The 13963-nt window shown below is 66.7% G+C and carries 9 protein-coding genes; 6 read left to right on the top strand and 3 right to left on the bottom strand.

What is annotated here, in order from left to right; genetic code table 11:
- The first annotated feature begins 5 nt into the window (after positions 1-5).
- From astB to QPK29_RS22225, 5 genes are all read left to right on the top strand, one after another.
- A complete protein-coding gene (gene astB / locus QPK29_RS22245) occupies positions 6-1361 on the top strand; it encodes an N-succinylarginine dihydrolase (protein WP_371771358.1) in 1356 nt (451 codons plus the stop codon).
- Between the two features lie 190 nt (positions 1362-1551).
- On the top strand, positions 1552-6297 hold the full coding sequence (locus QPK29_RS22240) for an NAD-glutamate dehydrogenase domain-containing protein (protein WP_371771357.1): 4746 nt from the start codon (positions 1552-1554) through the stop codon (positions 6295-6297).
- 3 nt (positions 6298-6300) lie between these two features.
- Positions 6301-7287 (top strand): succinylglutamate desuccinylase, encoded by a 987-nt coding sequence (locus QPK29_RS22235; protein ID WP_371771356.1) that lies wholly within the window; start codon positions 6301-6303, stop codon positions 7285-7287.
- 62 nt (positions 7288-7349) lie between these two features.
- Positions 7350-8465: an NADH:flavin oxidoreductase/NADH oxidase gene (locus QPK29_RS22230; protein ID WP_056123797.1), complete on the top strand. Its 1116-nt coding sequence runs from the start codon at positions 7350-7352 to the stop codon at positions 8463-8465.
- 119 nt (positions 8466-8584) lie between these two features.
- Entirely contained in the window at positions 8585-9451 is an 867-nt protein-coding gene (locus QPK29_RS22225; protein WP_056123801.1) for a head GIN domain-containing protein, read from the top strand.
- A gap of 29 nt (positions 9452-9480) precedes the next feature.
- On the opposite strand, the gene QPK29_RS22220 is transcribed toward QPK29_RS22225, so the two are convergent.
- Together QPK29_RS22220 and QPK29_RS22215 are read right to left on the bottom strand one after the other, a co-directional pair.
- Positions 9481-10674, bottom strand: coding sequence for a globin domain-containing protein (locus QPK29_RS22220; protein ID WP_371771355.1), 1194 nt, complete (start codon positions 10672-10674; stop codon positions 9481-9483).
- A gap of 85 nt (positions 10675-10759) precedes the next feature.
- On the bottom strand, positions 10760-11257 hold the full coding sequence (locus tag QPK29_RS22215) for an RrF2 family transcriptional regulator (protein ID WP_371771354.1): 498 nt from the start codon (positions 11255-11257) through the stop codon (positions 10760-10762).
- Between the two features lie 185 nt (positions 11258-11442).
- On the opposite strand from QPK29_RS22215, the gene QPK29_RS22210 reads away from it, so the two are divergent.
- Positions 11443-12930, top strand: coding sequence for an APC family permease (locus tag QPK29_RS22210; RefSeq protein ID WP_056123808.1), 1488 nt, complete (start codon positions 11443-11445; stop codon positions 12928-12930).
- A 12-nt stretch (positions 12931-12942) separates the two neighbouring features.
- Here QPK29_RS22210 and QPK29_RS22205 read toward each other — a convergent pair whose 3' ends face one another.
- Positions 12943-13854 carry a hypothetical protein gene (locus QPK29_RS22205; RefSeq protein ID WP_371771353.1) on the bottom strand — a complete coding sequence of 304 codons (912 nt, stop codon included), beginning with the start codon at positions 13852-13854 and terminating at the stop codon, positions 12943-12945.
- Positions 13855-13963 lie beyond the last annotated feature (109 nt).

Raw genomic sequence — 13963 nt, 5'->3', positions numbered from 1 at the left:
ACGATATGCGCAACGCACGCGAATTCAACTTCGACGGCCTCGTGGGCCCGTCGCACAACTACGCCGGTCTCTCGTTCGGCAACGTCGCCTCGTTCAACAATGTGCGGAGCGCGTCGAACCCGCGCCAGGCCGCGCTGCAGGGCCTCGCCAAGATGCGCGCACTGGCCGCACGCGGCTTCGCGCAAGGCTTGCTGCCGCCGCAGGCGCGTCCGAACTTCCGTCTGCTGCGCCGCCTCGGCTTCACGGGCACGGATGCCGACGTGCTGGCACGGGCGTACCGCGAATCTCCGGTGATCCTCGCGTGCGCATACTCCGCATCGCCGATGTGGACCGCGAACGCCGCCACCGTCAGCCCGTCGGCCGACACGGCGGACGGCCGCGTGCACTTCACCGCCGCGAACCTGAACAACAAGCTGCACCGCGCGGAAGAACACGTGCAGGCGACGCGCACGCTGCGCGCCCTGTTCGCAAACCCGGACCGCTTCGTCGTGCACGACCCGCTGCCGTCGACGCCCGCGTTCGGCGACGAGGGCGCCGCCAACCACACGCGCTTCGCCAGCGCACACGGCGCGGCCGGCGTCGAATTCTTCGTGTATGGCCGCGTCGAGTTCGACCCGTCCGCGCCCGCGCCGACCAAGTATCCGGCACGCCAGACGCTGGAAGCATCGCAGGCCGTGGCCCGCCTGCATGGCCTGGACGCGGCACGTACCGTGTTCGCGTCGCAGAATCCGGCCGTGATCGACCAGGGCGTGTTTCATAACGACGTGATCGCGGTCGGCAACGGCAACGTGCTGTTCTACCACGACCAGGCGTTCGCCGACGAAGCGGCCACGCTGGAAGCGCTGCGCCGCGCGCTGGGCGTCACCGGCACCGACCTGCGCGCCGTGCGCGTGGACACGGGCGTCGTCCCCGTCGCCGACGCCGTCGCCAGCTACCTGTTCAACAGCCAGCTGCTGTCGAAGCCGGACGGCGGCATGGCGCTCGTCGTCCCGCACGAGTGCCGCGAGGTCGCGACCGTGGCCCGCTACCTGGAGCAGCTGGTGGCATCCGGAAGGTCGGGAAACGGCGCGATCGACGAGTTGATCGAATTCGACCTGCGCCAGAGCATGCGCAACGGCGGCGGCCCCGCGTGCCTGCGCCTGCGCGTGGTGCTCACGGACGAGGAAGCGGCCGCGATGCACCAGGGCGTGCTGATGACGGAAGACCTGTACGCGCGCCTCGTGCCGTGGGTCGAGCGTCATTACCGCGACCGCGTGGAGCCGAAGGACCTGGCGGACCCGCAGCTGGCCATCGAGTGCGCGGCCGCGCTGGAAGACCTGGAGCGCATCCTGGGCTTGCCCGGTCTTTACGACCTTTCATGATTTAATAGCGCATCGTTTCCGGGAGGGTGTACCTCGAAAAGCCGTCCAGGTTTTTCGACGTACACCCGAAGAAGCATAAGAGATCTGGACGGGACAACCCTGTCCGTACCAGCCGGGAACATGTGGCCACAAGCCGCGCCGAACCCGGCGCAACAACCAGCTTTTGGAGAAGCTAAAAATGAACAAAGACATGCCTCACGATCTGCGCACGCAAACCCTCGCGCTGGTCAACGAGAACAAGCCGGTGGACGCCTCGGAACAAGTGGGCGCGCTGATCGGCGCCTGGATCGGCGCCCTGGACGAGGACGACCTCGCCGGCATCGATCCCCGCAACCTCGCCGCCATCCTGTGGGATGCCTTCGCCCAGGTGGCGCAGCGCACGACCGACGGTTGCCAGATCGCGGAGAATCGCTACACGGACGGGCGCTGCGGCATGTCGACCGCCTTGCTGATCCTGAACGAGGACATGCCCTACCTCGTCGACTCGTTCGTGATGGCGCTGCGCCGCCAGCGCGTCGTCGCGTCGGGCGTGCTGAATACGGTGCTGCCCGTGCGCCGCGATGAAGCCGGGCGCGTGGTTGCCGTCGGCGAAGCGGGCGCGCCGCTGGAATCGTATGTCCTGTGCCTGCTGGCGGAAGACCTGCCGCAGGACGAGCTCTCCGAACTCGTCGCCCGCATCCAGATGGTCGCGCGCGACGCCGCCATCGTGCACCGCGACGCCGTCGCCATGGCCGACCGCATGACGGCCGTCGCCGCGGCAGCCGCCGCACAAGGCACGCCGTCCGGCCAGGAAGTGGCGGCCTTCCTCGACTGGGCCAAGAACGAAGGCTTCGAACCGTTCGGCTACGCCTATTACTTCGTCAAGCCGGGCGTGCGCGAACTCGAACGCGATATCCCGAGCCGCATCGGCGTGCTGCAGGATACGTCGCACCCCGTCTACGGCACCTGCCTGCAGAACATCCCGGGCGACTTCGAGATCCTGTCCAAGCGCGACGAGACGCTGTCGATCGTGAAGGCCGACGTGGCCGGCACCTTGCACCGCGACCAGCCGCTGGATTTCATCGGCGTGCGCGACACCGACACGCAGGGCAACACGATCGGCGAACACTGCTTCGTCGGCCTGTTCACCCGCGCCGCCACGTCGACCCCGCTGGCGCGCCTGCCGTTCGCACGCGGCCGCGTCGCGAAAGTGCTGTCGATTGCCGGCGTGCGCCAGGAAGGCTTCCGCGCCGAGAAATTCCTCGAGATCCTGGAGTCGCTGCCGCGCACGGAAGCGCTGGAAGCGGATCCGGACTGGCTTGCCCAGGTGTGCAGCTCCGTCGTCTCGCTGTACAAGCAGCCGCGCGCGAAAGTCTTCGCCCGCCGCGACGTCTATCAACGCCACCTGAACGTCCTCGTCTACCTGCCGCGCGAGCGCTACAGCGCCGCCGTTGTCGCCGCGCTGGCGCAGGCACTGAAGGAAAGCTCGGGCGCCGTCGACGTGCGCACGCAGACCCTCGTCGCCGATGGCCCGCTGGCCCGCGTCTACCTGATCGCCCAGGCCGCGCGCTATCCGCTCGACCTGGAATCGGACATCCAGAAACCGCTGCTGTCCGTGCTGGACGGCTGGCATGACCGCTACACGGCGCTGACCGACACGGTCGAAGATGTCCCGACCCGCAACGCGCTGCGCAAGATCCTGCCGACGCTGCCGGTCAACTACGTGGCCGCGACCGCGCCCGAAATCGCCTTCCGCGACGTGAGCGCGATCATCGCGAACGGCCAGCAGGGCCACGTCTCGGTCCGCATCGAGACGGATGAAGCGGGCGTCACGTCGCTGCGCCTGTACTCGACGAACACGATGCCGTCGCTGTCGCGCATCCTGCCGGCGCTGCAGAACGCCGGCGTCGCCATCGACCGCGAACAGAGCTTCTGGATCGACACGGCCGACGGCACGCGCCGCTACATCACGGGCCTGATCGTCGACGCGGATTCGGCCGCCAAGCTGGCCAAGCCGGGCGTCGCGGAAGTCGCGGGCGAACTGTTCGCCGCGCTATTCAACGACGAAGCGGAAGACGGCCGCCTGAACGGCCTGACCATCGAAGGCGGCCTGGCCATGCGCGAAGTGCAGCTCGTGCGCGCCTACATCAGCTACTGGCGCCAGGCGGGCAGCAAGTTCTCGACCCGCTACATGGCCGAGACGCTGCGTCCGCGCGCGAACCTCGTCAAGGAACTGGTCGAAGGTTTCGAGCTGCGCTTCGATCCGAAACGCAGCGCCGGGGAACGCGCCGAGGGCGATGCGAAACTGGCCGCGCTGAAGGCGGACCTGGCCAGGGTCAACCACGCCGACACCGAGGAAATCATGGCCGCGCTGGTCGATCTCGTGATGGCGACAGTGCGCACCAATTACTATCAAAACGATGGCGAGAAGATCATCTTCAAGCTCGACACGAGCCACCTGGCGCTCGTGCCGGAACCGCGCCCGTTCCGCGAGATCTATGTGTTCTCGCGCCGCTTCGAAGGCTTGCACCTGCGCGGCGGCCCGGTCGCCCGCGGCGGCCTGCGCTGGTCCGATCGCATGGAAGACTACCGCACCGAAGTGCTGGGCCTCGTGAAGGCGCAGATGGTCAAGAACGCCGTCATCGTGCCGGCCGGCTCGAAGGGCGGTTTCGTCTGCAAGCAGATGCCGAAGGATGCGGCGCGTGACGTCGTGGCGGCCGAAGGCGAAGCCGTCTACCGCCTGTTCATCGCGAGCCTGCTGGAAGTGACGGACAACCGCGTGCGCGGCGAGATCGTGCCGCCGACGGACACCGTGCGCTACGACCAGGACGACCCTTACCTCGTGGTCGCCGCCGACAAGGGCACCGCGACGTTCTCCGACATCGCCAACAGCATCGCCGTCTCGCGCGGCTTCTGGCTGGGCGACGCGTTCGCATCGGGCGGTTCGAACGGCTACGACCACAAGAAGATGGGCATCACGGCGAAGGGCGCGTTCGAAGCCGTGAAACGCCACTTCTACGAGATGGGCCACGACATGAACACGACCCCGGTGACGATGGTCGGCGTGGGCGACATGTCGGGCGACGTGTTCGGCAACGGCGTGCTGCTGTCGCGCCAGCTGAAAGTGCTGGCCGCGTTCGACCACCGCCACATCTTCCTCGACCCGAACCCGGACGTCGTCGTGTCGTTCAATGAGCGCAAGCGCATGTTCGCGCTGCCGCGTTCGTCGTGGGACGACTACGACAAGGAACTGATCTCGGAAGGCGGCGGCGTGTTCCCGCGCACCGCGCGCCACATCGAGCTGTCGCCGCAAGTGCGCGAAGCGCTGGCCATCGAAGAGACGTCGCTCACGCCGGAAGAACTGATGCACCGTATCCTGCTGGCACCGGTCGACCTGTTCTACAACGGCGGTATCGGCACCTACATCAAGGCGTCCACCGAGACCCATGCGCAGGTGAAGGACCGCGCCAACGACAACATCCGCGTCAACGGCAACGAGCTGCGCGTGAAGGTTGTCGCGGAAGGCGGCAACCTGGGCGCCACGCAGGCCGGCCGTATCGAATTCGCGCTGGCCGGCGGCCGCATCTTCACGGATGCGATCGACAACTCGGCCGGCGTGGACTGCTCCGACCACGAAGTCAACGTCAAGATCTGGCTCGACACCGAAGTCAACGCGGGCCAGCTGGACGAGGGCGAGCGCAATCGCCTGCTGACCGAGATGACGGGCGATATCGAGAAGCTGGTCCTGCGCGACAACACGCTGCAGACGCACCTGCTGGTGCGCGAGGCGCAGGCGCAATCGGACAGCGCCGTCGTCGACGGCTACGCTGCCCTGATCGCGAGCCTGGAGGCGGAAGGCGCCGTGTCGCGCGAGCTGGAGCAGCTGCCGAGCGAGACGGAACTGCAGCGCCGCAAGGCCCTGGGCCTGGGCTTGAGCACGCCGGAACTGGCCGTCGTCGTCGCCAACGTCAAGAACCGCTTCAAGCGCATCCTCGCCGCGCTGCCGCTGACGGAACAGCCGTGGGCCGAGACCATCCTGCGCCCGTACTTCCCGGCGCAGCTGGTCGCCACGCGCGATCCGCTGGCGCACCCGCTGGCCAACGCGATCCTCGCGACCGTGCTGGCCAACGAATCCGTCAACCGCTGCGGCCCGCTGATGCTGCGCGACCTGGCGCTGGAACACCGCATAGACGACGCCGAAGTCGTGAAAGCGTGGGGCCAGGCCTGGGCCGCGCTGCACCTGGCGCCCGTGTTCGAGGCACTGGACCATGACGCGCTGGTCGTGCCGCGCGACGTGTCGCAGACCGTCGATGCGCGCACCCGCGTGATGCTGCGCACCGTGATCGAAGGCGTGCTGTCGCTGCCGGCCGAGCAGGCCGGTGCCGGGGGCATGGAAGAGCTGTCGAACCTGTTCGCCCAGCCGGAACAACTGCGCCAGCTGATGCCGGCGAAGCTTGACGCGGACAGCCACGCGGGCCTGTCGTCGTCGTTCGTGCAGGCGTGGAAGGCCGTCGACACGGTCGAATCGCTGGCGGCGTTCCTGTTCGCGGCCGTCTCCGTCCAGCGTCCGCAAGGCATGTCGCTGGCCGAGTTCCTGCGCGTCGGCATGCTGCTGCGCGAACAGGCCGGCATCGACACCTTGGAACGCGGCCTCAAGCTGCCGGCCACCAGCAAGTCGCAGGAACAGCTGCGTAACTACGCGCTGCAAGCCCTGCGCCGCACGCAGCAACGCCTGCTGACGGAAGTGCTGGCGGCGAGCCGCACCAGCGGCGACATGCAGTCGGCCGTGCGCGAGCTGGCCGCGGCGATGGGCCTGTCGGCCGGCTACGTCCAGCCGACGGACCTGGAGCAGGCGATGCTGGCCGTGTGGTCGCTGTCGGAAGGGTCGAGCCCGGACCGCATCGCATCCGGCACCGCGGCGTCGACCGTCGCCACCACCGTCGCGAACCTGGCGTAAGCGATGGCGGCCACCTTACCGAAGGAAATCCGGGCACTTGCCGAAGGCGACTTCGGCGAGGTCGCCGCCCGCTTCGCGCAAGCCGGCTTCACGGTCGGCCTGCCCGCGAAGGGCGTGCTGACCGTGAAGGCTGCGACGCCGTCGGCAGCGCGTGCCGCCGTGCTGCTGTCGGTGGGCGTCCATGGCGACGAGACGGGGCCGATCGAGATGGTGGCCTACGCCATCGAGGCCCTGTCGCGCACGCCGGGCGAGGTCGCGGTGGACCTGATGCTGTGCGTCGGGAACATCGACGCCATCGCGGCCGGCAAGCGCTTCATCGACGCGGACCTGAACCGCATGTTCCGCGACCAGCGCGGCGACCTGGCCGGCACCTTCGAAGCCGGCCGGGCGGACACGCTGATCGCAGCCACGGCTGCATTCTTCGACGGCAGCGGCCCGCGCCGCTGGCACCTCGACCTGCACACGGCGATCCGCGGCTCGCGTTATCCGCGCTTCGCGATCGTGCCGGAGCTGATCGCGGACGAGCCTCGCCGCGCGCTAATCGCGTGGCTGGGCCTCGGCGGCATCGAAGCCGTCATCATGAACCCGGCATCCGCGGGCACGTACAGTTACTGGACGGCCGAGCGGCACGGCGCCGCGGGCACCACCGTCGAACTGGGACGCATCGGCACGCTGGGGCAGAACGACCTGTCGCAGTTCGCGGCGATGGCGTCGGCCTTGCACGGATTGCTGCGCGGGCAGGCGCAGGCGGGCGGCAACCAACCCATCGTGTTCAACACGGCCCAGTCGATCACCAAGCTGTCCGATGCGTTCACGATGAGCTTCGGGCGCGACACAGAGAACTTCACGCCGCTGAAAAAGGGTGACGTGATCGCGCGCGACGGCGATACCGTTTATACCGTTCAGCACGACGAGGAGTGCGTCGTGTTTCCGAATCCCGACGTGCGCGTGGGGTTGCGGGCAGGGATCATGGTGGTGCGCGCCGGTTGAAAGCGCGTTTGCGCCATGCGCGCTAGACTGGTTCTTTGGAACACAAAGGGGAGTCTTCACCCATGAGCAAGCTGTTTTCTCCGATCCAGCTCGGCCCGCTCGAGCTGGCGAACCGGATCGCCATCGCGCCGATGTGCCAGTACTCCGCCGACCGCGGTTTCGCCACCGACTGGCACATGATCCACCTCGGCCACCTCGCACTGTCCGGTGCCGGTCTCCTCATCATCGAAGCGACCGCCGTGACGGAAGAGGGGCGCATCACCTATGCCGACCTGGGCCTCTGGTCCGACGAGCATGCGGCGGCGCTGGAGCCCGTCGTCAATGCGATGCGCAAGCACGCACCGATCAAGATCGCCATCCAGCTCGCGCACGCCGGCCGCAAGGCATCGAGCGAGGTGCCCTGGAAGGGCGGCGCGAACATCCCTGCCGACCATGAGAATGGCTGGCAGACCGTGGCGCCGTCCGCGATCCCGCACGCGGAGGGCGAGACCGTGCCGCTGGCGCTCGATGCCGCCGGCCTGCAGCGCGTGAAGGACGGTTTTGTCGCCGCCGCGCGCCGCGCCGATGCGCTGGGCCTGGACGCCATCGAACTGCACGGCGCCCATGGCTATCTGCTGCACCAGTTCCTGTCGCCGCTGTCGAACCGGCGCGACGATGCATATGGCGGTTCGCTGGAAAACCGCATGCGCTTTCCGCTCGAGGTGTTCGAGGCCGTGCGCGCGGCCGTGTCGCCCGAGATGGTGGTCGGCATGCGTATCTCGGCCAGCGACTGGGTCGAGGGCGGCTGGGACCTGGAACAGAGCCTCGTGCTGACCAAAGCGCTCGAAAAACTGGGCTGCCAGTTCATCCACGTCTCGAGCGGCGGGCTGTCGCAGCACCAGAAGATCCCTGTGGGTCCGGGCTACCAGATCGAGTTCGCCGCGCGCATCAAGGCGAACACGCCAATGCCGACCATCGGCGTGGGCCTGATCACGGAAGCGAAGCAGGCCGAGACCATCGTGCAGACCGGCCAGGCGGACATGGTGGCGCTGGCGCGCGCGATGCTGTACGACCCGCGCTGGCCGTGGCATGCGGCGGCGGAACTGGGGGCGACGGTCAGCGCGCCGCCGCAGTACTGGCGCTCGCAGCCGCACGAGTACAAGCATCTGTTCGGCGATACGCGCCTGGGCCAGCGCTGACGGTCGTCGCAGGTTTTCCTCCGTTCGTTCCGCGTTTTACACCGTCCGTCGCATGCAGGCGGACGACCCCGGGTACCCTTGCTAGAGTGGCATGGTCAATAACAACAAGGCCATCCACCATGCGTACTCCGTTCGCCATCGCTCTCACCTGCGCCATCCTCGGCGGCTGCGCCATCATCGTCGCCCCGGGCGGCGATGGCGACTACCAGGTCCGCACGCCATTCTCCAGCGATTCCATCGAAGGTAACGGCGTGCCCGCGCGCGACGAGCGCACGATCGCCACCGTGCCGGCGCTGGAAGTGAACGGCACGATCACCGTCGACGTGCGCGTCGGCCCGGCGACGTCGCTGGTCGTGGAGGCGGACAGCAACCTGCTGCCGTTCATCCGCACGGAGCTGCGCGGCGACCGGCTGGTCATCGAGAAGGAGCGCTCGTTCCGCACCAACAATCCCGTGCGCGTGACCTATACGGTGCCGCGCTTGACGGACGTGCGCCACAATGGGTCCGGCCGCATGTCTGTGCAGGACCTGAACGGCGGACCGCTGGTGGTGGAAGAGCGGGGATCGGGTTCCGTGCTGCTGACGGGCCGCGTCGCCGGCCTGGACGCGGTACTGAACGGCTCGGGCAGCATCGACGCGACGACGTTGCAAAGCAGCGGCGGCAACCTGACCCTGAATGGTTCCGGCCGCGTCGTCGCGGGCCGCATGCAGGGCGAGCGCCTGACGGCGAGCCTGAACGGCTCCGGCCAGCTGCGCGTGACGGGTGCGGTGCGCCACCTGGCGGCGCGCTCGAACGGCTCCGGCCACCTGGACCTGGCGGACCTCGTCAGCGAGCAGGCGGACCTGTCGTCGACGGGATCGGGTGGCATGACCGCGAACGTGCGCCAGTCGCTCGTCGCGCAGAACGGTGGTTCCGGCGGCATCCGCGTGTATGGCAATCCGTCGCAGCGGACCGTGAGCGGGAAGCTCGTCCAGGTCGTGAATTAAAAACGCCGGCGCGAAGGCCGGCGTTTCGATTACAGCAGGTGGTCGAGCAGCTCCGGCCCGAACACCTCGCGGTACAGGCGGCCGGCCGGCACGCCCGCGTTCAGGAGACCGAGCCACTGGACCTGCATGAACTTGTGCGGGCCGCACAGGTAGACCGACGCCTCGTCGTGCGACCATGCCGGCAGCTTCGCCACGTCCATGCGGCCTTCGATCACGCCGGCGGCACCTTGACCCTCCTCGTGGAAGGTCACGACCGACAGGTTCGGCATCACGGACACCAGGCCTTCGACTTCCGCGCGCAGCGCATGGTGGCCGGCGTCGCGAGCGGCGTGCGCGAAGATCACGCGGCGCTGCGGATTCACCTGCGCCACGCGTTTCAGCGCGGAGACCATCGGCGTGACGCCGACGCCGGCCGACAGCAGCACGAGGGGTGCGTCGCCTTCCGTCTCCGGCAGGAACTCGCCGAACGGGTGCGACACCTGCAGCGTGGCGCCGACCTTCACGTTGGCGTGCAGCCAGTTCGACACTTCACCAGCCGGCGTATCGTTCACGCCGTCTTCGCGCTTCACCGAGATGCGCAGGTTTTCACCATTCGGCGCATCCGACAGGCTGTACTGGCGCAGCTGGTGACGGCCGCCCGGCAGGTCGACGGCGACGCTGACGTACTGGCCCGGCTTGAACGCGGGGACCGGCTTGCCGTCGGCGGGGACGAAGCGGATCGACAGCACGTTGACGGATTCCGTCTTGACTTCGACGACGTGCATCGGACGGGTGTCGCCCGGCTGGATGCCGGCCGTGCTGTACAGGTTCGCTTCCGCTTCGATCAGCAGTTTGGCGAGCGAGTTGTAGGCTTCCTTCCACGCGTTCAGCAGCGGTTCCGTGGCGGCGTCGCCCAGCGTGGCCGCGATGGATTCCAGCAGGTGCTTGCCGACGATCGGGTAGTGCTCGGCGCGGATGCCGACCGATACGTGCTTGTGCACGATGCGCTCGACGACGGGACCCAGCGCGCCCGGGTTGCCGATGTTGGCCGCGTACGCGAACACCGCCGATGCCAGCGACTGCTGCTGCGCCCCACTGGCCTGGTTCCCCATGTTGAAGATGCGGGTCAGTTCAGGATGCGCGCCCAGCATGTTCGTGTAGAACAGCTTGGTGATCGTCAGGCCGTGCTGGCGCAGGACGGGGACGCTGGCATCGATGTAGGGGCGGGAAGCTTCCGAAATCATGGTGGTTCCTTTAATTATGCATTTAAAATGCAGATTTAAGATTCAAAAAAAGGCCCGCGCGGCGGGCTTGCCATCAAATTTGAAGTTAGTCCTCGCTCACCGGCTCGGGCAGGGCCACGGCGGTTTTCGCTGCGGCGCCATCCAAAAACATGCGGTGCATGCGCACGACCTGTTCGCCCGTGTTGCCGGCGGTGGCGTGGGCCAGCGTGTAACGGTCCATCGCGTCGTAGAACGCCCGCATGCCTGCGCGCAGCATGCCGCGCAGCTGGCAATCCATCTTCAGCGCGCAGTCCGTGCCGTCGCAGTCGACCAGTTCGTCGTCTTCGCCTTCCAGCTTGCGCAGCACCTGGCCGATCGTCAGCGTGGCGGGATCGGCGGCGAGGCGCAGGCCGCCGTTGCGTCCGCGGGTCGCCTGCACCCAGCCCAGCTTGGCCAGTTGCCCGACCACTTTGACCAGGTGGTTCAGCGGGATGTCGAATTGCTTGCCGATCTCGGCCACCGTTACCGGATGCAGACGTTCTCCCGCGCGTTCCAGATAGATCAGGACACGCAGGCCAATATCGGAAAATCGGGTGAGTCGCATCGGATCAGCTCAGTGGTTACGAGCGTATTCTAACTCCATGGGCGTATTCTACATAAATCTGCATTAAAAATGCAGGTTTAACGGAAGTATTTTTTTCCCGCAGTGAAAGCGGTGCCGGAAACTGGCCCTATAATCGCGGACTTTGGACAAGACTACAGCGCTACCCGCGCCAAGAGGACGACGACGTGAACCAGACACTGAGCCAAAAGCTCTTTCGTACCAAGACGTCCGAGCACAAGCTCGATGACGGCCATGCCCACGCCCTGGGCCGCTCGCTGGGCTTGTTTCCCCTGACGATGATCGGCGTCGGCGCCACGATCGGCACCGGTATTTTCTTCACGATGGTGGAAGCCGTGCCGAAGGCCGGTCCGGCCGTCGTGCTGTCGTTCCTGATGGCCGCCATCACCGCGGGCCTCACCGCGCTGTGCTATGCCGAACTGGCCAACCGCGTGCCGGCCGCCGGCTCCTCGTATTCGTTCGCCTACGCCACCGTGGGCGAGTTCGCCGCGTTTATCGTCGCGGCCTGCCTGCTGCTGGAGTATGGCCTGGCCGCCAGCGCGACGGCCATCGGCTGGTCCGATTACCTGAACAACTTCCTGCAGAACGCGCTCGGCTGGCAGATCCCCGACGCGCTGCGCTCGCCGCTGGTGGTCGCGGGCAAGCACGGCGGCGTCGAATTCCACACGGGGCACATCAACCTGCCGCCGATCCTGCTCGTCGTGCTGTGCTGCGTCCTGCTGATCCGCGGTACCAAGGAATCGGCGACGACGAACGCCATCATGGTGCTGATCAAGCTGGCGATCCTCGTGTTTTTTTCCGCGATCGCGCTGTCCGGCTTCGACATCAACAACTTCCACCCGTTCGTCTGGCCGGCGGACGGCAAGGGCGTCGGCGGCCTGGCCGGCGTGACGGCGGCCGCGGGCACCGTGTTCTTCTCGTTCATCGGCCTGGACACCATCGCCACGGCCGGCGAAGAGGTCAAGGATCCGACGCGCGACGTCCCGATCGGCATCCTGGCCGCCCTCGTCATCGTCACCGTGTTCTACATGCTGGTCGCGATCGCGGCCCTCGGCGCCCAGCCGGCGTCGATGTTCGCGGGCCAGGAAGCGGGCCTCGCCGTGATCCTGCAGAACGTGACCGGCAAGGCATGGCCGGCGCTCGTGCTGTCGGCCGGCGCCGTCATCTCCGTGTTCTCGGTGACGCTGGTGACGATCTACGGCCAGACGCGCATCCTGTACGCCATCGCCAAGGACGGCCTCGTGCCGAACGCCTTCCGCAAAGTCAATCCGCGCACGCAGTCGCCGGTGACGAACACGCTGATCGTCAGCATCGCCGTGGGCGCCGTGGCGGGCCTCGTCGACTCCACCTTCCTGTGGGACATGGTGAGCATGGGCACGCTGGTCGCGTTCATGGTCGTGTCGATCGCGGTGCCGGTCATCCGCCGCAAGCAGGGCGAGACGGGCCGCAAGGGCTTTCGCGTGCCGTTCGGGCCTTACCTCGTGCCGGGGCTGTCGATCCTCGCGTGCCTGTATCTCGTCGGCGGATTGTCCAGCACGACTTATACGGTGTTCACCATCTGGATGGCGGTGGCCGTTCTCACGTATTTTGGGTATGGGATGCGGAACAGCCGGTTGAACAAGGCGGATGCGGCGCAGGCCGAGCTGACGCACTAAGCTCGTGAGCAGTCAAGGGGACGAATGCATGGCGCGTTTGGCCAGCGTCTCTTGCAGGGCTTTACGGAGTTCGGCCAGATCTTCCGGCGAAAGTTCCACTTCTTCGACACCACTGGCCGTCAAGCGCCACGTGTGCTGCGCGTCGATGAGGCAGATGCGGCCGCAATCTGGGAAGCCTGACTTGAAGGCGCCGAACGTCGCGGGATCGGCCCCGGCCAGCCGGGTTGCGCCGACATAAACGGCGTTCCGGTCACGGGCGAAGACGCCATCGTTCGTATTTCTCGTGTCCAGCTCTCGCACCGGCAGGTCGGCCCTGAACGTCGCCAGATCAGCTCCCTCGACCACGTCTGCACCATAAAGCACATAGTGACCATCGCTGGCATACCATGCGCATGGCTCGGTTTCCGTGGTCAACGCGGTTCCAAAGTGCGAGGGACATGTCAGCATTTTGAGCTTGTCGATGTTGACGGGTGGTGCGTCCGCTGTAACCCGACGCGTGTCACTGAACAGCGAACGTCCGTCGGTCATGTAGTCACCGACACCGAGCGCGCGCAGCCGGCCGATGTCGGGGTCGCTATCCTCGTGCGTGAATGACATCGTGGTGGTAGTGCGAGCGCGGATCGGTATCGGAATGCATGCGACGCCAGTCATGCACTGCCACAGCGTGGCCGGTTCATGGACATGCCAAACGTCGATGCGGTAGGTCTTCCCTGCGATGACGCCGTAACGGTTGCCGCCAACCTCCCGCGGCTTGACGTTGGCCGGACAGCTGATCGGGGCGTCCTTGATTGGGTTTCCCTTGCTGTCGTTCCATTCGGACTGGCACACCCCGACCGGAATATGGAAAGGCGCGATCACGAATAGCGGCCCCAGGGCGAGTATGGCCGCAATTTTGAGGTAAATTTTTTGTTTTGCGCTAAGCACGGACCCGTTCGTCTAAAAATGGTTGGGCGTTTGAAACTGCCAATAGTGTTGCCGTTCGGCTTTTCAAGACCCAGTGTACGGCCTGTATTGCGGTATGGACGATCGTCGC

Source organism: Massilia orientalis (assembly GCF_030411975.2).
Lineage (GTDB): Bacteria > Pseudomonadota > Gammaproteobacteria > Burkholderiales > Burkholderiaceae_D > Telluria > Telluria orientalis.
This window is presented reverse-complemented; position numbering and strand designations above follow the sequence as displayed.

Coding starts and splice junctions, on each gene's coding strand:
- astB (WP_371771358.1), top strand. CDS start 6: ATGCGCAACGCACGCGAATTCAACTTCGACGGCCTCGTGGGCCCGTCG.
- QPK29_RS22240 (WP_371771357.1), top strand. CDS start 1,552: ATGCCTCACGATCTGCGCACGCAAACCCTCGCGCTGGTCAACGAGAAC.
- QPK29_RS22235 (WP_371771356.1), top strand. CDS start 6,301: ATGGCGGCCACCTTACCGAAGGAAATCCGGGCACTTGCCGAAGGCGAC.
- QPK29_RS22230 (WP_056123797.1), top strand. CDS start 7,350: ATGAGCAAGCTGTTTTCTCCGATCCAGCTCGGCCCGCTCGAGCTGGCG.
- QPK29_RS22225 (WP_056123801.1), top strand. CDS start 8,585: ATGCGTACTCCGTTCGCCATCGCTCTCACCTGCGCCATCCTCGGCGGC.
- QPK29_RS22220 (WP_371771355.1), bottom strand. CDS start 10,674: ATGATTTCGGAAGCTTCCCGCCCCTACATCGATGCCAGCGTCCCCGTC.
- QPK29_RS22215 (WP_371771354.1), bottom strand. CDS start 11,257: ATGCGACTCACCCGATTTTCCGATATTGGCCTGCGTGTCCTGATCTAT.